Raw genomic sequence first — 25,919 nt, 5'->3', positions numbered from 1 at the left:
CCTACTAAGCCCTATACGTTATAAAAAGTTAACGCAAGCACTATTTTACAACAATTTACGACTAAATAAACTTACAATCTCTACACTGTAAAATTACAAAATTGAAAGGTATTCTCTATTTATTGTAACATACTACAACCAAAGGTAAAGGAAAAATAAAAATACTCCTCAGAGTATGTTCATTTCTTATTACTTATGCAATAAAGCAAAATAGATAAGAACAGAACTCACTCTGGGAGTATTTGTTTAATTAATTATTACCTGTGCTACCAATGCCACCAGTACGAATACCTGTAGCATCATCATCACTAGTAATTAAATATTTAGAGAAAATACCTTGCGCCACTCGCTCACCTTTTTCAAGACTTACTGCTTCTTGCCCCATATTAATAAGAGCAATTAAAATATGGCCTTCATTTTCTTCATTGTTGTAATAATCACTGTCAATAATCCCAGTGCTATTTACTAGCATGAGATGCCGCTTAATGGCCATACTTGAACGAATATGAATCGCCAAGTATTCATCATAATTCATAAAGGCCTTAAGACCTGTAGCAACTAACTTCATTTCACCAGGGTTAATTGTCACAGCCTCGGCACATTCAATATCATACCCTGCACTTTCCGTTGTTTTACGTCTAGGTAATGCAATATCTTTATCATCATACTGCGAGACAACTTCAAATCCACGTATATCCATCTAACGACTCCTCTTTCAATCGGTAGTTTATTTCAAACAATCTTTACGAGACAAATTAATACGACCTTGTTTATCAATTTCGATAACTTTGACCATAATTTCATCGCCTACGTTAACAACATCTTCTACATTTTCTACACGCTCTTTAGCCAATTTAGAAATATGTACTAACCCTTCTTTACCAGGTAATACTTCAACAAAAGCACCAAAGTTCATAAGGCGTGTTACTTTACCAAGGTATACTTCGCCTACTTCTACTTCTTTTGTCAAATTAGTAATAATTTCAATCGCTTTATTAGCAGATGCTTCTTCTACAGCGGCAATAAAGATCGTACCATCATCTTCAATATCAATTTTGGCACCCGTTTCTTCAATAATGCTGCGAATTACTTTACCACCTTGACCAATAACATCACGAATCTTATCTGGATCAATATGCATTGTAATAATGCGAGGTGCCCACGGTGACATATTGCCACGTGGAGCCTCAATAACAGCTAACATTTTACCCATAATGTGCATACGACCTTTATGAGCTTGTTCTAATGCTTCTTTTAAGATTTCACGGGACAAACCAGAAATTTTAATATCCATTTGGATAGCTGTAACACCTTTTGCCGTACCAGCCACTTTAAAGTCCATATCCCCTAAAGCATCTTCCATGCCTTGAATATCTGTCAAAATGGTATAATGTTCACCTTGTGTAACAAGACCCATCGCAATACCAGCTACTGGTGCTTTAATAGGTACCCCTGCATCCATTAAGGATAAGGTACTACCACATACAGACGCCATAGAGCTGGAACCATTAGATTCCAATACTTCAGACACTAAGCGCATAGCATATGGGAATTCTTCTTCTGTTGGTAAAACAGCTAGTAAAGCACGTTCCGCTAAAGCACCATGACCAATTTCACGACGACCTGGCCCCCGAGAGGAACGAGCTTCACCTACAGAATAAGATGGGAAATTATAATGATGAATGTAGCGTTTTTCTGTTTCAATACCAATACCATCAATAGTTTGTTTTTCAGATAATGGAGCTAATGTACAGATATTAAGTACTTGTGTTTGGCCACGAGTAAATAAACCAGAACCATGAGTCCGAGGCAATACACCAACACGAACGCTAATTGGACGTACTTCATCTAATTGACGACCATCAGGACGAATTTTTTCTACCGTAATCATATGACGCACAATTTCTTTGGTCATTTTTTCAAGAGCCATAGAAACATCAGCCATATTGTCTGGGTAGATTTCTTCAAAATGAGCCTTTGTATCAGCATATACTTCATCTTGTTGAGCATCACGTTGCTGTTTATCAGCACAACGAACAGCTTTATCTAATGCATCATGAGCATATTCTTTAACAGCTGCTAAAATTTCTTCGTTAAGCGCATGGGTTGGCAATACACGTTTTTCTTTGCCCGCTACGGCTACCATTTCTTCTTGGAACGCTACAATGCGTTTAATTTCTTCATGAGCTGCCATGATAGCATCTAACAATACGTCTTCAGCTACTTCCTGAGCGCCACCTTCAACCATCAAAATAGCATCTTTAGTACCAGCAACTACTACATTTAAATCACTCGCTTCTAATTGTGCTACAGTTGGGTTAATCACAAAAGTGCCACCAACACGGCCAATGCGAACCCCGGCAATTGGGCCAGCCCAAGGAATATCAGAAAGCGCTAATGCTGCGGAAGCACCAATCATGCCGCAAATTTCAGGGGCATTATCTTGGTCTACAGACAGTACAGTAGCACATACATGTACATCATTACGGCAACCTTTATCAAATAATGGGCGAATCGGACGGTCAATTAAACGACTATGAAGAATCGCCGTTTCTGGCGGACGTCCTTCACGTTTTACAAAGCCACCAGGAATACGTCCTACAGCATACATTTTTTCTTCATAATCAACGGTCAATGGGAAGAAGTCAATATCTTTTGCTTCTTTAGATGCTGTAGCAGTTACTAACACTACTGTATCACCATAACGCACTAAGGCTGCACCGCCTGCTTGTTTTGCAAGTTCCCCTGTTTCAATAGTAAGGGTACGACCTGCAAGGTCCATTTGGAATTGTTCCATTCCGATTCCTCCTCTGAATCACTCTTCTACAATTTTTACATTCTATCTTATTGTAAAGGATTATAGGATAAAATAAAAGTCTTTTTCGTACTTTTATTAGAATAAGTCTCTATTTTTCTTACTCTATACTAAAATACATATAAAAAAAGCGGCCAAGGCCGCTTTTAAGTTACGCAATTATTTACGTAAGTTTAATTTTTCAAGAATTGCACGGTAACGTTCAATATCTTTACGACGAAGGTAGTCAAGCATATTACGACGTTGACCAACTAATTTTAAAAGACCACGACGGGAGTGATGATCTTTTTTGTGTTCCTTCAAATGTTCAGTAAGATATAAAATGCGGTTAGTTAAAATCGCAATTTGTACTTCTGGAGACCCAGTGTCACCTTCATGAACAGCAAATTCTTTGATGATAGCTTGTTTAGCTTCTGTAGTTAACATTTTGTTTCCTCCTAAAAATAAAAACCTCGTCAAGCCAAAGTAAACGTTGGAGATTCGCATACTTCGCTTGCGTTATAGTGCTCTTTGCACCTCAATCAGTATACTATATAGACTAGTACTTGTAAAGGATTACTTGAATATAATTCTAGTACTTGTAAAGGATTACTTGAATATAATTCTACTACTTGAATATAATTCTGCGATCCTCTTTAACTGATAATACCTACTTGAATCTGATTCAAGTATTCTATCGACTATCCTATTTAGCCCCTAGTACCATGCGGTCACTCACGGTATCACCGGCTACTTCAAAGCGTTCTAATAAATCTTGAACCGTCAATTTCTTCTTTTCTTCGCCTCGTACATCAAAGATAATTCGACCATTATTCATCATAATTAATCGATTACCAAAACGTAAAGCATCACGCATATTATGAGTAATCATAAGAGTGGTAAGGTTATGCTCTTGTACTAACTTATCAGTAAGATTTAATACATTTTCTGCTGTCTTAGGATCAAGAGCTGCCGTATGTTCATCTAATAATAATAACTCAGGGCGCAACATGGTAGCCATAAGCAAGGTAATAGATTGACGTTGACCACCACTTAAGAGCCCCATACGAGCTGTTAAACGATCTTCTAACCCTAAACCCAATAAAGATAAACGCTCTCTAAATAGTTCGCGCTCTTTTGGCACGAAAGCCCATTTCAAGCCCATTCGTTTACCACGGCGTAGTGCTAACAACAAGTTTTCTTCAATCTGCATATTACCAGCAGTCCCCAACATGGGATCCTGGAATACACGACCAATAAAAGCCGCTCTTTTATATTCAGGCATCTTAGTAATATCTGTATCATTAATATGAATGGACCCAGAATCTACAGGAAATACACCAGCAATCGAATTCAATAAGGTACTTTTACCAGCCCCATTACCACCAATAACAGTAGCAAAATCACCTGATTCTAAACGCAAATCTACTCCGTGAAGGGCTACTTTTTCATTAACCGTCCCCTTAAAGAACGTTTTTACAATTTGTTTCACTTCTAACATAGGTAGGCCCTCCTTATCGACTCTGCCATTTTGCCTTTAATGTCGGTAAAGACAAAGCAATAGCAACTAACACGGCAGTAAATAATTTCAAGTCATTTGGTGGCATACCTAAGTATAATACAACAGCAATAACAATACGATATACTACAGAGCCAAGCACTACAGCCACTAAATTTTTTACGAAAGATTTTGTGCCAAAAAGAACCTCACCAATGATAACAGAGGCTAAGCCAATAACAATCGTACCAACGCCCATACCGACATCGGCATACCCATTACCCTGTGCGACTAAAGCACCAGCTACGGCTACAAAGGCATTAGATAATAACAAACCTAGAACAATCATTGAATCTGTATTCACACCTTGAGCACGAATCATTTGTGGATTAACCCCAGTGGCACGAATAGCAGCCCCAATTTCCGTTCCAAAGAACCAAAATAGGAAGATGCCTGTAATAATGGCAATTAATAAACCTACAAGGGCTAGTGCCCAAGTGGCAGAAATATTCATAGATTCAAAATAGGTATAAATCGTCTTCATACGCAATAAAGAAACATTCGCTTTCCCCATTACATGAAGGTTGACAGAATATAAAGCAATCATTGTTAAAATCCCTGCCAATAGAGCGGGAATTTTTAATTTAGTATGCACCCAGCCAGTCACTACACCAGCTAACATACCTCCTACGGCGGCGCCCAAAATCGAAAGAATAGGATTAACGCCTGCTACAATCAAAGTTACCGAAATGGCCGCCCCTAAAGGGAAACTTCCTTCCACTGTTAAATCGGCAATATCCAATACTCTAAAAGTAATAAATACACCAATGGCCAACAATGACCATAATAACCCCTGACCTAAGGTTGAAATAATTAGGTTTTCCATATATTCCTCCATCTATAAAAAGAAAAAGGCCGAAGCCCTTTTCTTTTTGAATTATTTACTTGCTTCCGCTAATACATCAGCTGGAAGGGTAATACCAAGACGTTTAGCTACGTCTTCATTAATAACAAGTTTAAATTCTTTCTGACTTTCAATTGGCATATCACTTACTTTGGCTTCGCCAGATAAGATTTTAGCCCCCATTAAGCCAGCTTGGAAGCCTAATTGATAGTAATCAACGGAATAAGTTGCAAGACCACCAATTTTAACAATATTATCTTCACCTGGGAATACAGGAATTTTAGCTTCATCAGTAATTTTTACTAAATTAGGCATAGCCGATGCCACTACATTATCAGTTGGCATATAAATAGCTTCTACCCCTTGTGAAACCAGATTCTGAGCAGCTTGTTGAATATCATTTACATTCTGAACTGTTGCTTCTACTACTTCAAGACCTTTTGCTTTAGCATGAGCTTTCATACGTTCTGCTTGTAATTGTGAGTTAACTTCACTAGCACTGTAAATTAAGCCTACTTTTTTGGCATTTGGTAATACACGAGTAATTAAATCTACTTGTTGTTCTACCGGATTCATATCAGTAGTGCCACTTACATTAGTACCTGGTTTTTCATTACTATTTACTAATTTAGCTTGTACATAATCAGTAATAGCAGTTCCTAAAATAGGAATATCTTTTGATGCATTTGCCATAGCCTGTGCTGATGGTGTTGCAATCGCTAAAACTAAATCTTCTTTATCTGATACAAAGCGTTGCGCAATACTATTTAAATTAGATTGATCTGCTTGGGCATTTTGTTGGTCAATTTTGACATTATCTTTATAGCCCTTAGAAGCTAATCCATCTACAAAGCCCTTATTAGCCGCATCTAAAGCAGGATGTTCTACCAGTTGAATAACCCCCACTTTGTACGTCTTATCTGCACCACTACCATTGTCACTACCGCAGCCACTAAGCAAACCTACAGCCATCAAAGCTGTGGCAGCAGCCACTACTACACGTTTTTTCCACATATAAAATGCTCCCTTCTACCATACTACATGTATCCACCTACACGGGATATTGCATTTATTATAGCTTGTTTCCTATTCTATTTCAATAGGAAATACAAGCAAATTTCACATTTTTACCATAACCAATTTAGATATGAATTATCAGTTATAACACCACTACAAATATTACTACTATTTTAAATAACCATTACGGCGCAAGGCTTCGTCCCATTCAGCTTCTTTAAAGCCTACTAGTACAGTATCTTCCAATACTAGAATAGGCCGTTTCACAAGCATACCATTAGTAGCTAACAGAGCCAATTTCTCATCTTCATTCATAGCCGGTAAACGATCTTTAATATTTTCACTGCGATACACTTGACCAGACGTATTAAAAAACGCCTTTACCTCTTTGCCACTTTTAGGCTGCCATAAACCTAATTCTTCTACAGTAGGATTTTCTTCTTTAATATTCCGAGCCGTAAACTCAATGTTATGACTTTCTAAATATTTTTTTGCTCGTTTACAAGTCGTGCATGTAGGATATTCTACTAATAACATTAGCTAACTACCTCCTTCATTACCTCTTGGATGCTCTCTAAGGTAAAGCCATTAGCCGCTAACACATATTCTTCTAGTTTACCACGCTCGATAGCCATTTTCATAACAGGAATTTCAAAAGGATCAAGTAAAACAGTCAGTAATATTTCACCAGTTTTAAAATAGCCGACTACCCCTTGCCCTTCTTCTGGATCGAGAGTTTCACGCTTTACCTCTTGGCAATATTTTGCCATAACATCCTCTGCGGCGGTCGCACATTCTTCACGATCTTTTAAATACTGTTGTGCTTTATCTTCTTCAATGTCAAAAATATCAATTCGTACCGTCCGCTTTTCTTTATTTGCTTCTGTCATTATAGGCTCGCTTCCTCTCCTGCTGCCTGTAAAAAGGCTACATAGCATTTTTTAGCTTCATACACATCAGCTTTACTTGTTACTTCCCACGGCGCGTGCATACTTAATACAGCCACACCACAGTCAATTACATTCATACCGTAAAGAGCCATGATATACGCAATCGTACCGCCGCCACCGAGGTCAACTTTACCAAGTTCAGCTGTTTGAAAATTAACTTGATTATCATCCATAATACGACGAATAAAGCCCATATATTCCGCATTCGCATCATTAGAGCCAGCTTTACCGCGCGCACCAGTGAATTTATTAAATACTACCCCCTTACCAAGAAAGGCTGCATTCTTTGCTTCAAAAGCGGATGCATATAAAGGATCGTAGCCAGCACTTACGTCAGAAGATAGCATACGACTCCGCTCCAAAGTGCGACGAACTGCCAATGGTGAATTATGGCCAACCATAGCTAATAATTCTGCCACTACATTTTCAAACCAACGAGATTGCATCCCCGTAGCACCAACAGAACCAATTTCTTCTTTATCCACTAATAACGTACAAGTTGTGCGTTTTACAGAGTCTACTTCTAACATAGCGGCTAATGAAGTATAAGCACAAACGCGATCATCTTGTCCATAAGCTAGAATCATGCTACGGTCAAATCCCATTTCACGAGCACGACCAGCTGGTACGATTTCTAATTCAGCAGATAATAAGTCTTCTTCCGTAAAACCATATTCTTTTTCAAAAATATCACTTAAAAATTTTGTAACCCCATCTTTCAATTCCCCTTTAACAGGTTGGCTGCCAATAAGTAAATCCAAGTTTTCCCCTTCAATAACTTTATTAGCTTTTTTCTCCATCTGTTCTTGCCCCAAATGTGGCAATAAGTCAGTAATGCAAAATACTGGATCCGTATCTTTTTCACCAATCGCTAACGGAATAACAGTACCATCTTTTTTGACAACTACGCCATGTAAAGCTAATGGCATAGCTACCCAGTGATATTTTTTAATACCACCATAATAATGAGTGTCAAAAAATGCTAAATTGCTATTTTCATAGAAAGGATTTTGTTTTACATCAAGACGGGGAGAGTCAATATGAGCGCCTAAAATATTAAAACCTTGTTCTAAAGATTCATTGCCAATATTAAACAAGGCAATAATTTTTTTCATATGAACCGCATAGATTTTATCGCCTGCTTTAATAGGCTGCCCTGCTTTTTGTAAATCTTTTAAATTTTTATAACCCTTCGCCTCTGCTTGACGAATTGTTTCATCAATACATTCACGCTCTGTTTTACCAATATCTAAAAAGCGCATATAATCTTGACACAACGCTTCTATTGCTTTTGTGTCAGCCTCTGTATATTCATGCCATGCATATTTACGTTCCATTGTATCATCCCTTCCTAATTAGTATATAAACTAATATTTAATATCTATAATAAACAACTATCAAAATAATTGTAATTGACCACTTTTATTTACTTTCTTTTTTCTTTTGAGCTGACAAACGTGCTAAATAGGCTTCCTCTTTAATACGGTTCTGCTCAGTACGTTCTGCATATAAAGTCTGCAATTTTTCTGGCGCTTCTGTAAGCATCTTCGTCACATAATACCGCAATACATTACCCCGTTTCATATATTTACCAATGCGCCAATGAACAGCTAATAAGCCATGATTACGACAACGACCTAAACTAATAAATTTATCACCACTAAGGCGTTGTATTTTTTCCAAAGCCAGTAAGGTTTGACACTGAGGACAATGGGCATGACGTACACGGCTATCATGTAATACTGTACGCTTATCTGCAAAATTTTCATAAATAAAAAAACTCAAGGCTTCGGGAAAGTATGCTGGTGAATAAGTATGCTTAATAATCTCATCATATTGAGCAATGCCCTCAGCTAAAGGAATTGCTTTACATACGCGGCCAGTAAAAATAGAATCATTTAATGCATCATGAGCTGGTAAATCATCTTTGGTAATAGCCAACTCTTCTAAAGCTTTACTTAACGCAACTTGCTGTGTATTACCATGTTGCAAATGGGCAAAAATTAATTGCGCGTCATACCAAGTATGCTTAATGCGACTAGGCAAACCAAAGAGACGCAAATTTTCCCGTAACATCACAATATCGTCAGAGCCCCAGGTAAGTAAGACAGCATTAGAGCCACACCAAGTTTCAAAACTCCGATAGGCCTGCGCAAATGAAACGCCCAAAGCTAAGTCAGCAGCTGAAATATGAGTCAACTTTTCCACATGCTTATGCATGCGCGTTAGATACTGTGGTTTGATAAGCATACTAAAGGTATCAATTAACTCTAGATTAGCATCTAATTTAACGGCACCAATTTGAATAATTTCGCCTGATACAGGTAAACCCGTCCGTTTCATAAAGCTAATATCATTCGCAAAGGGCTGATTCCATTCCAAATCGAAAATTACATACTCCATTACGCTTCCTCATTCCCGGTTTCACAGAGTAGCGACTGTGCTGCCTCAATGACGGACTGAGTGGAAATAACACTAACCCCTTTATAATTACCTTCTTTTATAATCTGTTTCATACTCTTACCTACTTCATAGGTATCCATAGATTCTAAGACAACACAGTTTTGCGTATATGGTCCATAAAATTTAGGATTAGACGGCCCATAGAGTGCTACTAATGGTACATGTTGGCTCACCGCTACATGCATTGGTCCAGAATCATTGGTTATAAACAAGCTACAACGCTTAATAGCTGCTGTAAGCTCACCAAGACTAAACTGTCCAGTAGCCACAACAGGTTTATGATGCATATGAACGACTACAGAATCTACCATATCTACATCCATAGGGCCACCAAAGAATATCACTTTATACCCTTTGTCACAGAAATAATCAGCCACTTGAGCAAAACGCTCTTGAGGCCAACGTTTCTCTGGCACAGCACTCCCTACATTAAAACCAATAACAGTATCTACTTCAGAAATTCCATGTTTCTGATAAAACGCATCAACTGTCTGTTCCCATTCAGGACAAGTATATATTTCTAAGCCTTTATTAGAGGTATCCTTTACTCCCAATTGTTCAAGAACATTAATATACATATCAGCCGCATGCCTCGTTTTACGATCAAGCCGTGTATATTTTGCCATGAATGGACGGAATAAAAAGTGACTCATTCCCGTTGTAATCTTCCCCCGTAAAGCCCAAGCAAAGAAACTAGTCCGTTCATTAGGGTGAAGATTTATAACAATATCTGGTTGCCCTCCAGATTGGCGCACATATTTAGCAATATTTTGTAAAGCGGCAATACTATTATCCCGTCCTTTTTTATCAATACATACTATACGGTCAATATTGGGATTATATTGCATTACTTCCTTTAATTTTCGGTCCATTACAAATGTAATGTGACTATCTGGCGCTGTTTGGCGTAGTACGTGTAAAAAAGGTGTTGTCAAAATAACGTCCCCTAAATGCATTAAGAAGGTGACTACGATTCGTTTATGATTTAACTCCATACAAACCTCCTTTATTAAAGTAGGGCTTTAGCTGTATCCCACACTTGATCAATTGAAATTTGAGCCATGCAAGCTGGATCATCCACAAGAGGATTTTCTGGCGTTGCCTTTGAAGTCGGTGATACAATGCAATGCACATGCTCACCACCATAGGGACCAGTCCGCTCAGGTGAAGTTGTACCATATAAGCCTATCAAAGGTCGTTTCAAAGCATTGGCAATATGCAAAGGACCTGTATCAGCACTAATAAATAACTTGGAGCGTCGAATAAGTTCAATTAATTCTTCTAAATTCGTTTGTCCCGTCATATCAATAACAGCTTCACTACTAACTTGCGTTTTAATTGCTTGCGCCTTTTCTTTATCATTCTCAGCACCAATTAAGACTACATACTGCTTAGCTGCCACCAATCGCTTTGCTAACTCACCAAAAGAATCAATGGGCCATTCTTTTACAGACCAACGTGCACCAGGTGCTATCACTACATAATCATGACCGTGTGGAAGGCCCGCTTCACTTAATTTTGCTTCACAACTAGTAGCTGCTGCTGGAGATTCCTTAATAGGAAACTCAACCCCAGCCACAGTGCCGCCAAGGGCTCGCACGGTGTCCAAATAACGCTCAATAACATGACCATATTTATGAGGACCCTCTAACCCTTTATTAATAAGCTTACTACCTTCACGTAGTTCCCAGTATCCATACTTTTCGTTAGCACCCGATAAGGCTGCTACAATAGCACTTTTAGCTAAACATTGTAAGTCTAGACACATATCGAACTGATAACTATGTAATACTTTGCGTAAAGACCATAAATACCCTAAGGATTTCAATTTTTTCTTATCAATAAATAGAACCTCGTCTAACCAAGGCTTCCCTGGCAAAGGACCACTAAATTGTTCATGCACTGCCCAGGTAATATGCGCCTCAGGCCAATTCTTACGAATCGCATATAAAGTGGGCAATGCATGAATAACATCACCAAGGGAACTCATTTTTACAATTAAAATGCGCTTATAATCTTTCATTTGACCGTCCCATTCGTTACATTTTCTCGCTGCTGTAAAATAGGCAATAAAAATTCTTCTAAATTAGTACCTTCAAATAAGTAACCCGTTAACCCCGCTGCTTCAGCAGCAGCTACATCAGACGGCTTGTCACCGACCATAAAACTTTTCGTTACATCAATATCATAATCGGCCATAGCTTGTAATAACATGCCTGGCTTAGGTTTACGGCAATCACAGTCCTTAGTAAAAGTAGCTATAGTCCCCTTTACATGATGCGGACAATAATAAAAATGAAGGATAGAAGCCCCCTGCGCTTTCAGGCGGTGATTAATTTCTGCATGTAATTTATTCATATCAGCTTCTGTATAGTACCCACGAGCAATACCACTTTGATTCGTTACAACAATTAAGTCATAACCCGCTTTTACAGCGGCTGCTAAAGCTTCTGGAGCACCAGCAACAAATTGTAAATCTTCTACTCGGTATAAGTAATTTACATCAACATTAATTACGCCATCACGATCTAAAAATAAAACCTTACGCATAGGCTCCCTTTCCTAACAATTATCGTACATAGATTATATCTAATAATTACCGAACATAGCCTTCATTATTATCCAATAATTCACAATATTCAGCTACGGCCTCTTCTAAATTAGTAAATCCTTTATCATAGCCAACACTCATAAGCTTAGTTGTATCTGCTTCTGTATAGCTTTGATATTTCCCCTTCAACACTTCTGGGAATGGTATATAGCGTAGAGAGCCAGAACCATTATAAGCAATGACGGCTTTCATAAAGCGATTAAAGCTTTTAGCTTCACCAGTGCCACAGTTAAAAATACCACTAATTTCAGGGTGTTCCCAGAAGAAGAAATTAACATTCACAACGTCTTTTACATAAATAAAATCGCGAACTTGTTCACCATCACCATAGCCATCAGTACCTTCAAACAAAGTGATTTCACCTGTTTCACGAAGCTTATAAAACATTTGGCGCACTAAAGAAGCCATATTCCCTTTATGATTTTCATTTGGACCAAATACATTAAAATAGCGCAACCCAACTACTTGAGATTGCAATTGTCCCTCAAAGCGACGCAAATAACGATCAAAGAACAATTTAGAATATGCATATGGATTCAATGCTTCTTCGCATTCTGGCTTTTCCGTAAATCCCTGCGTGCCATGACCATAAGTAGAAGCAGATGATGCATAAATAAAAGGTACACGTCGTTCTTGGCAATAATGGAATAAATTCTTTGTTCCTTCAAAGTTATTGTGCATCATATAGCGCCCATCATAATTCATAGTATCTGCACAAGCACCTTCATGGAAAATAACTTCAATAGGACCAATATCAAATGTGTTGGCAGCCACCGCTTCATCAAAGTCTATACAATCTACATAATCATAGAAATCTAACATTTGTAAATTGCGGATTTTACTACCATCTGTTAAGTCATCTACAATTAAAATATCATTACGGCCTCGTTCATTCAATTGTTTTACAATATTACTGCCTATAAAACCAGCGCCACCAGTAACAATAATCATAATAATCCCTCCTGCACTAAGGCCTTAATTTTCTCTATAATTCCTGTAGTGGAATAGCCCTCTTTGAATGGCAAAATAATAACTTTATCCACAAATTCACAGCCAATCACTTGATCTACCGAATAGTCGCCACCTTTGACCAAAATATTAGGCCGTAATTCATGTAATAGTTCTGCCGGCGTATCTTCTTCAAATACAACAACTCCATCAACAAAGCCTAAAGCCCCCATTAACTCCGCTCGCGATGATTCAGAATTAATAGGTCGTGCCGAGCCTTTTAAGCGCTTCACAGAGGCATCAGAATTAAGTCCTACCACTAAATGGTCCCCTAAACGAGCGGCATCCCGCAAGTACGAAAGATGTCCACTGTGTAAAATATCAAAGCATCCATTGGTAAAGACCACGGTATGGCCTTCATTTTGCCATTGACGAATTTTAGCCGCCATTTCTTCACGGCTATAGGCCGTAATCGGGTCAGCCTGACGATGGCGAATCGCCTCCCACAAATCAAGTAATTCTTGACGATGAATGGGATATGTTCCTACTTTGGAGACGACTACGCCTGCCGCTGCATTAGCTACATGCAAAGTACCACGCACAGTTAACCCAGCCGCCATAGCTGTTATAATCATAGCCACTACTGTATCACCAGCCCCACTTACGTCAAAAACGTCTTGTTGGGTTGCTGGATTATGCCATACTTTCCCTTCTTGGCTTACAATAGTAATGCCTTTTGCAGAACGGGTAGCTACTACATAATCAAAGGATACTTGAGCAAGCGTTTCTTTCGCAGCTGTCACAATGGCTTCATCTGTATTATCTAAAGAACGGCCTATATATTCACTTAATTCCTTCACATTCGGCGTAATAAAAGTAGCACCACTGTATTTAGACCAATCATTCCCCTTAGGATCTACAATCGTCTTAATACCTTTAGCATTCGCCATAGTGATGACAGCCTTTAATACAGCAGGTGTACAAACGCCTTTACCATAGTCAGAAATAACAATCCCATCTAAGCCTATTTCACATAATTCGCTTAACCAAGCCAATAATTGCTTCGCCTCTTGCTCAGACACAGCCTCTGGTTCTTCAAAATCTAACCGCATCATTTGCTGACGGCCACCTAAAATCCGCATTTTAGTAGTAGTTTGACGGCTAGAAAGACGTAAAACACCTTCATGATTAATATGTTCTGTTTCTAGTAAATGTGTCAGTAAATCACCATGACTATCAGTGCCGGCAACACCGCCAAGAAATACATGGCAATCTAAATTAGCTAAATTATTAGCTACATTAGCAGCCCCCCCCAACACTTCTTTTACATCAGTAACGCGATTAACAGGCACTGGTGCTTCCGGGGAAATTCGGCCTACATCACCAAACACATAGCGGTCTACCATAATATCACCAATAACGGCAATGCGAAGTTCTGGCAATTTATGTGTCAAAAACTCATTAATTGTTTTACTTATCATATTCTTCTTCCACCAACTCACAGATTATATGGCCTACCAAAATATGCATTTCTTGAATACGAGCTGTTACTTTTGACGGAATAGGCAAGGTAATATCACAAATCTCCTTAAGCTTGCCGCCCCCTTCACCTGTGAAAGCAATCGTATGCATACCTGTATCACGCGCTTTAAGAGCTGCCTGCACTACATTACCACTATTACCAGACGTAGAAATACCAATTAATACATCACCAGCTCGTCCCAAGCCTTCAACTTGACGGGCAAATACTTCTTCATAACCATAGTCATTCGCTACAGCAGTCAAAATTGAGGTATCTGTAGTTAAGGCAATAGCCGCCAAAGAACGACGTTCTTTTTGAAAACGACCAATCAATTCAGCCGCTAAATGTTGTGCATCTGCTGCAGAGCCACCATTACCACAAAACAACACTTTATTACCAGAAGCTAATGCCGTTTTACAACGTTCTGCAATGAGCTGAATAATCTCCATTTGTTCCATTGTCTGACCAAATACATCTAAATGGTCCGTGAACCGTTCTGCAATTAAAGGATTAATTTCGCCTGCTAATTCCATACTAGCCTCCTATTATAATATCGTCTGCAATAGACGTTCTGCATTCTTACTGAAAATTTTATCTGTGTCAGCCTCACTAAGACCAGCAGCCCGAAAGGCATCATGTAAACGTGGCATTTCACTGGCATCAGCAATTTCTGTATCAGGCCGAATTCCATCAAAGTCAGTCCCCAACGCAACTACATCAGAGCCGCCTATATTGCGTAAATATAAACCATGACGAACAATGTCAGCAATTTGGCTAACTCGGTTCGTTCCTAAAAAAGCTTGTGCAAAATTAAGACCAATTACACCACCTTTATTAGCAATCAAACGAATTAAATCATCCGTTAAATTCCGTGGGTGGTTCGTCAAAGCTCGCGCATTAGAATGGGATGCAATAAAAGGTTTAGTAAGAATTTCACCTAATTGAAATGTGCCTGCATCATTTAGATGTGAACAATCCACAATCATGCCCAGTTCTTCCATATACTGAACAAATTCAATCCCTCTTGGTGTCAACCCTTTACCTTCATGCTCTTTACCATTTGGATAGGATAAGCCATTAGGAAAATTCCAACTAATAGTGATTAAACGAACTCCATCATCATACGCTTTTTTTAATCGCTCTAAAGAGCCCTCAAAAACGCCGCCCTCTTCCACTGATAATAAAGCACTAATTTTACCAGATTCACGAGCTGTCACAAATTCATCATAAGAACGAACATGCACAATATCATCAGCATACCGTGTCATCTGTTCGTTAAAAATTTGACGCATCGCTTCATAACGGCCATAAGGATCTGCTTCTTGATCTAATTCTACAAAGAGTGCAAAATCTTGAAGTGTATAGCCACCTTTTTTTAATCTTGGAATATCAATTTTCCACGGATTCTGCGCTAAATCCCCTTTATCAGGATGGTCAATGAGCATCATTATAGTATCGCAATGTAAATCTATCATTTGGACTCCTCGTGATTGCGTAAATCTTTTAACACGGCAACAAAGGCTTGCACATCTTCAAAATTACGATATACCGATGCAAAACGCACATAGGCTACTTCGTCTATATCTTTTAATTCTTTAAGAACTAAATCACCAATTTCAGAAGATTTAATTTCCTGCTTTGATTGATTACGTATAGCATCCTCTACATTTTTAACTACATTTTCTAAGGTCTCACGAGGGATGTTTCGTTTATTACAAGACCGTAATAAACCATTCAATAATTTACTACGATCAAACATCTCATAACTTCCACTCGATTTAATCACCATAATTGGTACATCTTCAATTACTTCATATGTGGTGAAGCGACGCCCACAGGATAAACATTCACGGCGACGACGAATGCTATTATCATCATCAGTAGCACGAGAATCTGTAACTTTATTTTCTGTATGCTTACAATACGGACATCTCATGAGTACACCTCTTTTCTCTATAAAAACCTATAATTAGGTTATATTGTTATATTAACTTCTTATTATTTTGACAAAACATAAGCTTTACTATTATTAGCAATTTCATCGATAAATTGATCTAACATTTCATAACGCTTACGATACATATTGCGTTTATGAGTTTTAGCTGTTTCATAGGTTTTTCGTTCTTCTGCTAGTGGAATCCGAAAATACTTACTATCTTCCGGACATACTGCGCCGCCTAATTCTTCCCAAAATGGGTCAAATTGAACTTTTTTAGAACGATTACCTCGAATTAAATGGCTATTAGTATAGAAACCTTCATCAGAAATGGCATATAAGGAAGAAATTCCCATATTAGTAGCAAGTTGACGCATCAAGAAGAACATAAAATTCTTTGGTCTATAACTGTGCATCTTTTTCGTAATTTTTTTAGCTTTTTCTAAACCATTTGGAGACCCTTGAATTGTACCAATCCAAATACAAGGTTCACCATTAAATCCATGACCTAGGCGGAAATTAATATGATACACCCATTCGCCATCATAATTTAAAAATAAACTTAAAAAACCTTCTTTACGTTGACCCGTATGAAACCAAAGTTCACTTTTTAAATTTAATTCCTCATTCTCCCAAATAGTAATGGCATGGCTCACATCAGGATTATACATCTCAGTAATAGCCTGTGCCTGAAAATATTGAGGTAACATATCAAAGTGTTCTTTAATAGCTTCTAAGCGCTGTTGTGCCGTAGAGTTTTTAAATAAAAACACACGATTAATCACTTCATAAATACCTTCATGCCGTGATAACAAATTAGGTAATGGAGCATAGGTATCAAAATACTCTATTAATTCTGTTAGTTGCTTCTTATTTTTATAAGAGCGACCTACAAATAATGTAATCCGTCGCTTTTCACGCCAGCTCTTATAACCATAAATAGAACGACCTAAGGCCCATTGTTTTTTTGCATATGAAAACATACTTACACTCCTCACATCTACCTATTACTACATTGCACTACATTGTATTATCTTTTAATGTGTTCTCTCCTTCTATCAATAGTTTGCCATTTTATATGCCCCGAAGAAAAATACACAAATTATCAATATCTTGTATTCTTAATTTTTTAAAACGCCTTATATGGTAAAGGGTTTCTAATCTATTGTAACACGAAATGGCGAAAAGAACTATCAAAGTCCATAGAAAAAAGACTGTTACTTTATGTAACAGTCTTTTTATAAATATCTTAATTAGATACTAGTCTTGTTAACAGTAATTTTCTTTTTCCTCAACCGTCAATTATAGTCAATTTAACATAAATTATTTCTTAACTACCGCCAAATACTGTTCGTCACTTACTGGTTCGAGCCACTCTGTACTTGTATTCTCACCAGGCACTTCAATAGCTAAATGAGAAAACCAATGTTCCCCATCAGCACCATGCCAATGCTTTACACCCGCTGGAATGGTAATCACAGTACCTGTTAAAATCTCTTGAGGTTCTTCACCCCACGCTTGATAAAAACTACGACCGCCTACACCAATTAAAATTTGTCCGCCTCCTTTATCACCATGATGAATATGCCAATCATTACGACATTTAGGCTCAAAGGTCACATTATAAATCCCCAACGACTTAGTTTCAATAGGTGCTAAATAACTAGTACCAACAAAATATTGAGCAAAGGCGACATTTTCTTCCCCTATAGGGAATATCATAGACTTTGCATGTTCACCTTCTGTTGTAGCAACAGTTATAGGAAGTCCATTAATATTAGTATATTCTTTTTTATTTGTGTTCATAGCCATTCATATCCTCCATTTTTACATTAGCTAAATACATAAGGTATATTATTCATATACTTACACTACACCTTGAAGTTAACTTTAAGTCAAGTGTCAAATAAAAACTATAAAAAGAAGAGGCCCTAGGACCTCTTCTAAATTAGCATGAACACAATATCCACAATATTGATGTTATATATTCATACATGATTCAATTATTTGAAATATACCTATTAAGAGTTAGAACGGTCTTGAATCTTAATCAAGCAATCGCCACTTTCAATACGACTACCTTCACGCACATATACTTCGCCAACGATACCATCGATAGGTGAAGTAATGGTAGTTTCCATCTTCATTGCTTCTGTTACGATTAAAGGTTCTCCCTTCAAGACGCTTTGACCACTCTTAACGAGAATCTTAACAACGGAGCCAGATAAAGTAGCACCCACTTCACCAGGTTGTGTTTTATCCACTTTATGACGTACCACACCCGTTGTCTTAACATGTTTATCACGCACTTTAATATCACGTGGCTGACCATTAAATTCAAAGCTAATAATACGATTACCATCTTCATCCACTTCACTAACATGGATTAATTTAATAATCAACATTTTACCTTTTTCAATGGTTACATGAATAGACTCACCACGGCGCATACCAAAGAAGAATGTTGGTGTATCTAGTACAGAAATGTCATCATAATCACCATTAAATTCTACATAATCACTATATACTTTTGGATATAAGCAATAGGCAATAACATCTTCATCAGTAGCGGGAGACCCCATATCAATCAATTTCTTACGAACATCTTCAAAATCAACTGGTTCTAAGGAAGCTCCTGGGCGACCTTTCAATGGCTTCTTACCTTTTAAAATGATTTTCTGTAATTTTTCAGGGAAACCTTGATAAGGAACTCCTAAATATCCTTGGAAGAATTCTACAACGGATTGTGGGAAGTCTAATGTTTCCCCTTTATTGTAAATATCTTCTTCTGTCAAATCATTTTGAACCATGAATAAAGTCATATCACCTACAACTTTAGAGGATGGTGTTACTTTGATAATATCACCAAACATCATGCTAACTTGATGATATACAGTCTTAACTTCATCCCAGCGATCACCTAAACCAACACTCTTAGATTGCTGTTGTAAGTTAGAGAATTGACCACCTGGCATTTCATGTTGATATACTTCAGTGCTAGGGTATGGATTTGTTTTATCTACGCCTTTATAGTATGGACGGATGGAAGCAAAATAATGAGACATGTGTTCCATATAGTTTGCATCCATTTCAGGCTGACGTTCATGACCAGATAAACCATAATATAAAGAGTTCATGCTAGGTTGGCTTGTACCATTAGCAAAAGCAGAATACGCTACGTCAACTACATCAACACCAGCATCAATAGCACGACCATAACTATAAATGGCATTGCCCGCCCCTTCATGAGTATGTAAATGAATAGGTAAATCAACAGCATCTTTTAACGCAGATACTAAGTTATAAGCAGCTTGTGGTTTTAAAAGGCCTGCCATATCTTTAATAGCAATGATATTAGCACCCGCTTTTTCCACTTCTTTTGCCATCTTCACATAGTAATCTAAATTATATTTTGGACGACTAGCATCTAAAATATCGCCTGTATAGCATAAGGAAACTTCCGCAATCTTATTCTGATTACGTACTTCATCAATAGCTACATGCATATTATCTAAGCTATTCAAGCTATCAAATACACGGAATACATCAACCCCATTAGCAGCTGCTAATTTAATAAATTGACGCACTACATTGTCTGGATAGCTAGTATAACCTACTGCATTAGCACCGCGAAGCAACATTTGCAATAATACATTTGGTACTTCTTTGCGGAACATGCGAAGTCGTTCCCATGGATCTTCATGTAAGAAACGATACGCTACATCAAATGTAGCACCGCCCCAACATTCTAAAGAGAATAGATTAGGTACCCCACGAGCTGCTTCACCAGCTACACGAGCCATATCGACTGTACGCAATCGAGTTGCAAATAAAGATTGATGCGCATCACGCCAAGTTGTATCTGTGAAATATACTTGTTTCTGTTCCATCAACCATTTAGAGAAACCTTCTGGTCCTAATTCATCAAATTTTTGTTTTGTCCCAGCTGGTGGTTTAATAGAAAGCAATGGTGGCATCTGAATTGGTTCAAAATCAGGTACATCTTGATGACCCAAACCTTGATAGCCATTAACCGTAACATCAGCAATATAGCGCAACATTTTAGTACCACGGTCACGCACTTGTTTAAAGACAAACAATTCAGGATGTTCATCAATAAAGTTTACATTGCAAGTACCTGCAATAAATTCTGGACTTTCCAATACATTAATCAAGAAGTGAATATTTGTTTTAACACCACGGATACGGAATTCACGTAAACAACGTAGCATTTTTTGAATAGACTCTTCTGGTGTTAAGGCCCAAGAAGACGCTTTTACTAACAAGGAGTCGTAATAAGGCGTAATAACTGAACCAGTAAAGGCGTTACCACCGTCAAGACGAATACCAAAACCGCCGCTTGAACGATAAGCAACTAATTTACCAGTATCAGGCATAAAGTTATTGCTAGGATCTTCTGTTGTAATACGACACTGAATAGCCTGACCATTACATTCAATTTTATCTTGTGTAGGAATGCCTACTTCTTCATCAAATAAGGAATATCCTTCAGCTACACGAATTTGAGTGTGAACAATGTCGATACCTGTAATTAACTCAGTAATAGTATGTTCTACCTGAATACGAGGGTTAACTTCAATAAAGTAGAAATTACCATCATTAGTAACAAGGAATTCTACCGTACCAGCCCCTACGTATTTAACATTTTTCATAATTTTAACAGCCGCATCACAAATGCGTTGACGAGTTTCAAGTGGCAATGCAAAGGCTGGTGCTATTTCAACAACTTTCTGATGGCGTCGTTGTACAGAACAGTCACGTTCATGCAAATGAACTACATTACCATGACTATCCCCCATAATTTGAACTTCAATATGTTTAGGTTCAACAATGAGTTTTTCAACATATACTTCATCGTCACCAAAGGCCATCTTAGCTTCTGATTTAGCACGATCATAAGCTTCACGCAATTCACCCATGGATTCAACAGCACGCATACCACGGCCGCCACCACCATTAACAGCTTTAATCATTAATGGGAAACCATGCGTTTTAGCAAACTCTTCGAGTTCTTCAAAATTATTTAAAGGCCCATCACTACCTGGAATCATAGGAATACCAGCTAGTTTGGCCTGAATACGTGCATTTACTTTATCCCCAAACATTTCTAAATGCTCTAAGCGAGGACCAATAAAAATAATCCCTTCTTCTTCACATCGCTTAGCAAAACGGGCATTCTCTGCCAAGAAGCCGTAGCCAGGATGAATAGCATCAACATCATGTTCATGGGCAATGCGAATGATATCTTCAATATCTAAGTACGCATCAACTGGTTTTTTACCACGTCCTACTAAGTAGGCTTCATCCGCTTGATTGCGGTGCAAAGAAAGCGAATCCTCTTTTGAATAAATGGCTACTGTGCGAATTCCCATTTCATTGCACGCACGGAATACGCGAATAGCAATTTCACCACGATTGGCAACCAATACAGATTTAATTTCTTTCATGAGACTTCCTCCTCAACTTTGTTACCTCTCTACATTGTAGAAGTATTCCCTCCAGAATACAACCTTTATATTTCATGTATACACAATACATACATGAGATAACCTGTTAGTAATAGGTAATTAAAAGGCCTATGAAATACAAGGCTTCTAATACCATAACAATCCCCATTAAACGCTTGAACCAAAGAATACCCGTTCGGTAATTAGGTCGCGTTACTAATTTAGCTAGCCGTTCTAAACGATTCGTCAACCAAAATACAGGGATTAAATATCCAATAATAAAGGATATGATTAACATTGATGCCAATTTCCAACCAGCAATCGCAATCGTAGCAACTAACCAGATATAAATTGGCAACCGATCATATCGCCATGAAAGACCGACTAACAAGCCTTGACGAACTATGGCTAACGTCCGCTGCCACGGTGTACCACGTCGTTCTAAACGTCGCTCTTCACGCCCTCGCAGTGGTGAAGGATGAATAAAAGCAACCCATTCAAAAGCTTGTAAAGCCATGACGACTAATAAAACAGCCCATATTATATAAGCTGCACCACCAATACTATACGGCCCTAAGATCCAAGATCCTAATACCCCTACTACTATAATAGAGGCCGCCATACCAATGGCAAAATAAATACGTTTATAAATGTGCCCAGCTAAGCGTGGCAAAATAGTTGCCACTGTTTCTGGCACTAATGACATGCCTAGCCCAGCTAGAAAAATTAATATAATTAAAATGAGCTTACCATAGGGCGTATTTAGGGCGTCTGTAATAAGCACTGTATACTCTGTTAACATAGGACTCCTATCGTAAAAACGCTCTCATTAAGCTTTCCAACGCTTCCTGGTCATTAGTCCCCATCGTTTCACGAGCCGAATGCATCGCCAAAATAGGAACGCCCACATCCATGGTACGCATAGCCATCAATGCAGATGAAATTGAACCTACTGTAGATCCACCAGGAATGTTTGAACGATTAACATATATTTGATATGGAATTTGATTTGTCTCACACAAAGCCTTTACGGTTGCCATAGCCCAGGCATCACCAGCATAAGACTGACTAGCCGCGACCTTCAAAACTAATCCTTTATTAAGAACAGGCACATTAGTAAGGTCATTCTTTTCTGGATAATTAGGATGATAGCCATGTGCTACGTCCGCTGAAATCATAAAGCCGCCAGCCATATCTGCATAGCATTCTTCCTTAGTATAACCCATAGCCATATAGATTCGCTCTACAATTTGACTTAATACGGTAGAAGCACCACCTTGCTTCGTCCGACTCCCTACTTCCTCATTATCGAATAAGGCTATAAGGCGTAAGCCCTCTGCATCGCTAACCTGAGCGGCTAATAGCCCTTCTAAACAAGCCATACAGGACGTCAAATTATCAATACGTGGCGAACTAATAAATTCTTCATAACGCCCAAAGGTAGTGCCCCCTTCTACAGGGTACAAGGTCAATTCATAGGATAAAATATCTTCCACAGGCCGTTTCACCTGTTCGCTTAAAAATTGCAACCATGCATCAGCTTCCGCTGAATCGTCATCAGCATTTATTCCCGAACTACCGTCTACACCACTGACAGTAATAGGTTCTGCTCCTTCTGACATCATAAAAAGAGGCATCATATGAAGTTGCTTATCTAAAGCAACCCCATTATTAATCTCACGATTCATATGAATAGCCAAATTAGGAATTGTCAATAAAGGCCGAGCTATATCAATATAATGTAATTCTGGGTGAAATGGATCATTAGACCGTGTCACTACTACACCAGCCATAGATAAAGGCCGATCTAACCAAGTATTTAATATCAAACCACCATAAGCTTCTACATTTAACTTGCCATACCCTTTAGTTTCCACTAAAGGATTCGGTTTCACCCGTAAAGCAGGAAAATCAGTATGAGCCGATGCAATGCGTAAAGAGTCTCGCATATCACTGCCAAGATGAAACGCAATTAACGTTGTATCATATACTCTAATAAAATAGTCACCTTCACTAAGTGACCAAATATCTTCTAATTGTAATTCTTTAAAGCCATGAGCCAATAAAATATCAGCACTCGCCTTCACGGTATGATACGGCGATGTGCTATTATCTATATAATCTAATAATCTTGCTACTGTTTTCATAGTTCACCTCATATGTTCAACTATAAAGCTATTATAGCACAATTGCCATTAAAACGAAAAAGAAGGCTTGCCTTCCACGGATTGTAAATAACGGTGATACTACTACAATCAACAAAGAAGTAAGCCTTCGTTTATACTCTTTTATACTCTTTTCAAAATTCAAGTAACTATCAATTCACTACCTAATTAATACATCTCTGACAAACTTAATACTACCAAAGACCTAATACTTTCCACCAAACGGAACCAAGACCTAACCAAATAATTAAGTTTACTACCGATGCAATAAAACCAAGACGCCACCACGTATTTTGTGTCATATAGCCTGCATTGAAGCAGATTGGCGATGGTCCCGCCGCATAGTGTGTCAAAGACATACACAAGTTGGAGAAAAAGGCAAATGCAAACATAGCTAAGTATGGTGGTGTACCAGCACTAATAGCTACCGCTACAAATACTACATACATAGCTGTAATATGTACTGTCAAACTTGCGAAAATATAATGGGAATAAGTATACACTAATAACAAAATTAAGAAGGCTGCTACCCAACTAATACCTTGTACTTCAGCACCTACCATATCCGCAAACCATGGAATAAAACCAAGTTTATTAAGCTGAGACGCTAAAGCCATCATAGTCCCCATCCAAATTAAGGTATCCCAGCCACCTTTTTCTTCAGTTACATCAGACCAAGTCAATACTTTAGAAATTAAAAGAATGCTTACCCCTAATAAGGCTACTGTAGTCGCATTTAAACCAGTAAATTGACTAGTTGCCCATAAAATCAAAGATAAAATAAATACGCCAAGCATTACTTTTTCTGCAAAACTCATAGCCCCTAAGCCTTTTAATTCTTCAGCAATATGAGCTTGAATTTCACGAGTATCTTTTAACTCTGGTGGATAGATAAAGTATAAAACCAATGGCATAACGATTAAGGCCACAAGCCCTGGCACAATAGCCGCCATAGCCCAGTCACCCCAAGTAATAGTATACCCAAAGGATGCTGCAATTAAAGACGCCACTAAAGTATTCCCTGCCATAGAGGTCATAAACATAGCCGACGTAATCGTATTCCCTTGGTAAATCGTTTGGATTAAGAAGGCCCCAATTTTGCGAGCAGTAGGACCTGGTTCAGAGCCAAAGGCCGATGCCAACGATTTAGTAATAGGGAAAATAACACCACCCGCACGAGCTGTATTAGATGGTGTAGCTGGTGATAAAATAAAATCACTAATAACTAACGCATAAGATAATTTCAAAGAATTACTACCTACTGCAGTAATCAAAGTATACGCAATACGCTTACCTAAGCCAGTCTTAATAAAGCCACGGGAGAATAAAAAAGCTGCTACAATCAACCAAATGGCTGTATTGGCAAAGCCTGCTAGGCCATCACCAATTTTTAATGTATTAGTCACTGCGGAAACAACAATACTAATAATAGATAAGGCCCCAATTGGCAATGGTTGTAAAATAAAACCTAAAATTGTCCCTGCAAAAATAGCAAATAAATGCCAAGCTTGCGGTTTTAATCCCTCTGGTACTGGAGAAAACCATATGGCTACCCCCACCACAATTGGAATAATCCAAGACATATACTTTTTCATGAACACGCCCTCTTTCTGATAACAACTTTGTTACTTGAATAATGTGTT

24 protein-coding genes are annotated in these 25,919 nt (G+C 38.1%); all 24 read right to left on the bottom strand.

The genetic code is table 11. The features are described from left to right. Window positions 1-250: 250 nt before the first annotated feature. Complete coding sequence (dut, locus tag NFR27_RS01800) at window positions 251-700, bottom strand: dUTP diphosphatase (protein WP_251440681.1); 450 nt, start codon at window positions 698-700, stop codon at window positions 251-253. Window positions 701-727: 27 nt separating this feature from the next. Continuing rightward, window positions 728-2,797, bottom strand: a complete 2,070-nt coding sequence (locus NFR27_RS01795; protein ID WP_251440683.1) for a polyribonucleotide nucleotidyltransferase — start codon at window positions 2,795-2,797, stop codon at window positions 728-730. Between the two features lie 177 nt (window positions 2,798-2,974). Then, complete coding sequence (rpsO, locus tag NFR27_RS01790) at window positions 2,975-3,241, bottom strand: 30S ribosomal protein S15 (RefSeq protein WP_115309541.1); 267 nt, start codon at window positions 3,239-3,241, stop codon at window positions 2,975-2,977. Between the two features lie 259 nt (window positions 3,242-3,500). Next, on the bottom strand, window positions 3,501-4,295 hold the full coding sequence (locus NFR27_RS01785; protein WP_251440685.1) for an ABC transporter ATP-binding protein: 795 nt from the start codon (window positions 4,293-4,295) through the stop codon (window positions 3,501-3,503). Between the two features lie 13 nt (window positions 4,296-4,308). After that, complete coding sequence (locus tag NFR27_RS01780) at window positions 4,309-5,178, bottom strand: ABC transporter permease (protein ID WP_251440687.1); 870 nt, start codon at window positions 5,176-5,178, stop codon at window positions 4,309-4,311. 51 nt (window positions 5,179-5,229) lie between these two features. Beyond that, window positions 5,230-6,210 carry an ABC transporter substrate-binding protein gene (locus NFR27_RS01775; RefSeq protein WP_251440689.1) on the bottom strand — a complete coding sequence of 327 codons (981 nt, stop codon included), beginning with the start codon at window positions 6,208-6,210 and terminating at the stop codon, window positions 5,230-5,232. Window positions 6,211-6,381: 171 nt separating this feature from the next. Next, the gene (locus tag NFR27_RS01770) at window positions 6,382-6,750 is read right to left on the bottom strand and encodes an arsenate reductase family protein (RefSeq protein ID WP_251440691.1); all 369 of its coding nucleotides are present in this window, start codon (window positions 6,748-6,750) and stop codon (window positions 6,382-6,384) included. Beyond that, window positions 6,750-7,103 carry a hypothetical protein gene (locus NFR27_RS01765; RefSeq protein ID WP_251440695.1) on the bottom strand — a complete coding sequence of 118 codons (354 nt, stop codon included), beginning with the start codon at window positions 7,101-7,103 and terminating at the stop codon, window positions 6,750-6,752. The genes NFR27_RS01770 and NFR27_RS01765 overlap by 1 nt, the downstream gene beginning before the upstream one ends. Then, window positions 7,103-8,500: an aminopeptidase gene (locus tag NFR27_RS01760; RefSeq protein WP_251440698.1), complete on the bottom strand. Its 1,398-nt coding sequence runs from the start codon at window positions 8,498-8,500 to the stop codon at window positions 7,103-7,105. Before NFR27_RS01760 ends, NFR27_RS01765 begins: the two co-directional genes overlap by 1 nt. An 85-nt stretch (window positions 8,501-8,585) precedes the next feature. Then, entirely contained in the window at window positions 8,586-9,566 is a 981-nt protein-coding gene (locus NFR27_RS01755; RefSeq protein ID WP_251440700.1) for a 3'-5' exonuclease, read from the bottom strand. After that, complete coding sequence (locus tag NFR27_RS01750; RefSeq protein ID WP_251440702.1) at window positions 9,566-10,621, bottom strand: glycosyltransferase family 9 protein; 1,056 nt, start codon at window positions 10,619-10,621, stop codon at window positions 9,566-9,568. The genes NFR27_RS01755 and NFR27_RS01750 overlap by 1 nt, the downstream gene beginning before the upstream one ends. A 14-nt stretch (window positions 10,622-10,635) precedes the next feature. Then, window positions 10,636-11,649, bottom strand: a complete 1,014-nt coding sequence (locus tag NFR27_RS01745; protein ID WP_251440704.1) for a glycosyltransferase family 9 protein — start codon at window positions 11,647-11,649, stop codon at window positions 10,636-10,638. After that, a complete protein-coding gene (locus tag NFR27_RS01740) occupies window positions 11,646-12,176 on the bottom strand; it encodes a D-glycero-alpha-D-manno-heptose-1,7-bisphosphate 7-phosphatase (RefSeq protein WP_251440706.1) in 531 nt (176 codons plus the stop codon). Before NFR27_RS01740 ends, NFR27_RS01745 begins: the two co-directional genes overlap by 4 nt. Window positions 12,177-12,222: 46 nt before the next feature. After that, a complete protein-coding gene (gene rfaD, locus NFR27_RS01735) occupies window positions 12,223-13,188 on the bottom strand; it encodes an ADP-glyceromanno-heptose 6-epimerase (protein WP_251440708.1) in 966 nt (321 codons plus the stop codon). Next, window positions 13,185-14,666, bottom strand: a complete 1,482-nt coding sequence (rfaE1, locus tag NFR27_RS01730) for a D-glycero-beta-D-manno-heptose-7-phosphate kinase (RefSeq protein ID WP_251440711.1) — start codon at window positions 14,664-14,666, stop codon at window positions 13,185-13,187. Before rfaE1 ends, rfaD begins: the two co-directional genes overlap by 4 nt. After that, window positions 14,656-15,240, bottom strand: a complete 585-nt coding sequence (gmhA, locus tag NFR27_RS01725) for a D-sedoheptulose 7-phosphate isomerase (RefSeq protein ID WP_251440713.1) — start codon at window positions 15,238-15,240, stop codon at window positions 14,656-14,658. Before gmhA ends, rfaE1 begins: the two co-directional genes overlap by 11 nt. 12 nt (window positions 15,241-15,252) lie before the next feature. Beyond that, window positions 15,253-16,182, bottom strand: a complete 930-nt coding sequence (locus tag NFR27_RS01720) for a dipeptidase (protein ID WP_251440715.1) — start codon at window positions 16,180-16,182, stop codon at window positions 15,253-15,255. Beyond that, entirely contained in the window at window positions 16,179-16,643 is a 465-nt protein-coding gene (gene nrdR, locus NFR27_RS01715; protein ID WP_251440717.1) for a transcriptional regulator NrdR, read from the bottom strand. Before nrdR ends, NFR27_RS01720 begins: the two co-directional genes overlap by 4 nt. Window positions 16,644-16,705: 62 nt before the next feature. Next, window positions 16,706-17,626: a VirK/YbjX family protein gene (locus NFR27_RS01710; protein ID WP_251440719.1), complete on the bottom strand. Its 921-nt coding sequence runs from the start codon at window positions 17,624-17,626 to the stop codon at window positions 16,706-16,708. A gap of 340 nt (window positions 17,627-17,966) precedes the next feature. Beyond that, entirely contained in the window at window positions 17,967-18,455 is a 489-nt protein-coding gene (locus NFR27_RS01705) for a cupin domain-containing protein (RefSeq protein WP_251440720.1), read from the bottom strand. A 209-nt stretch (window positions 18,456-18,664) separates the two neighbouring features. After that, window positions 18,665-22,111, bottom strand: a complete 3,447-nt coding sequence (locus NFR27_RS01700; protein WP_251440721.1) for a pyruvate carboxylase — start codon at window positions 22,109-22,111, stop codon at window positions 18,665-18,667. A gap of 106 nt (window positions 22,112-22,217) precedes the next feature. Continuing rightward, window positions 22,218-22,913, bottom strand: coding sequence for a hypothetical protein (locus NFR27_RS01695; protein WP_251440723.1), 696 nt, complete (start codon window positions 22,911-22,913; stop codon window positions 22,218-22,220). A gap of 7 nt (window positions 22,914-22,920) precedes the next feature. Further along, window positions 22,921-24,258 (bottom strand): M18 family aminopeptidase, encoded by a 1,338-nt coding sequence (locus NFR27_RS01690; RefSeq protein ID WP_251440725.1) that lies wholly within the window; start codon window positions 24,256-24,258, stop codon window positions 22,921-22,923. Window positions 24,259-24,470: 212 nt separating this feature from the next. Further along, the gene (locus NFR27_RS01685; RefSeq protein WP_251440727.1) at window positions 24,471-25,871 is read right to left on the bottom strand and encodes an anion permease; all 1,401 of its coding nucleotides are present in this window, start codon (window positions 25,869-25,871) and stop codon (window positions 24,471-24,473) included. Window positions 25,872-25,919: the final 48 nt, after the last annotated feature.

The sequence above is a fragment of the Veillonella intestinalis genome, assembly GCF_943192895.1.
Classification (GTDB): domain Bacteria; phylum Bacillota; class Negativicutes; order Veillonellales; family Veillonellaceae; genus Veillonella_A; species Veillonella_A intestinalis.
This window is presented reverse-complemented; position numbering and strand designations above follow the sequence as displayed.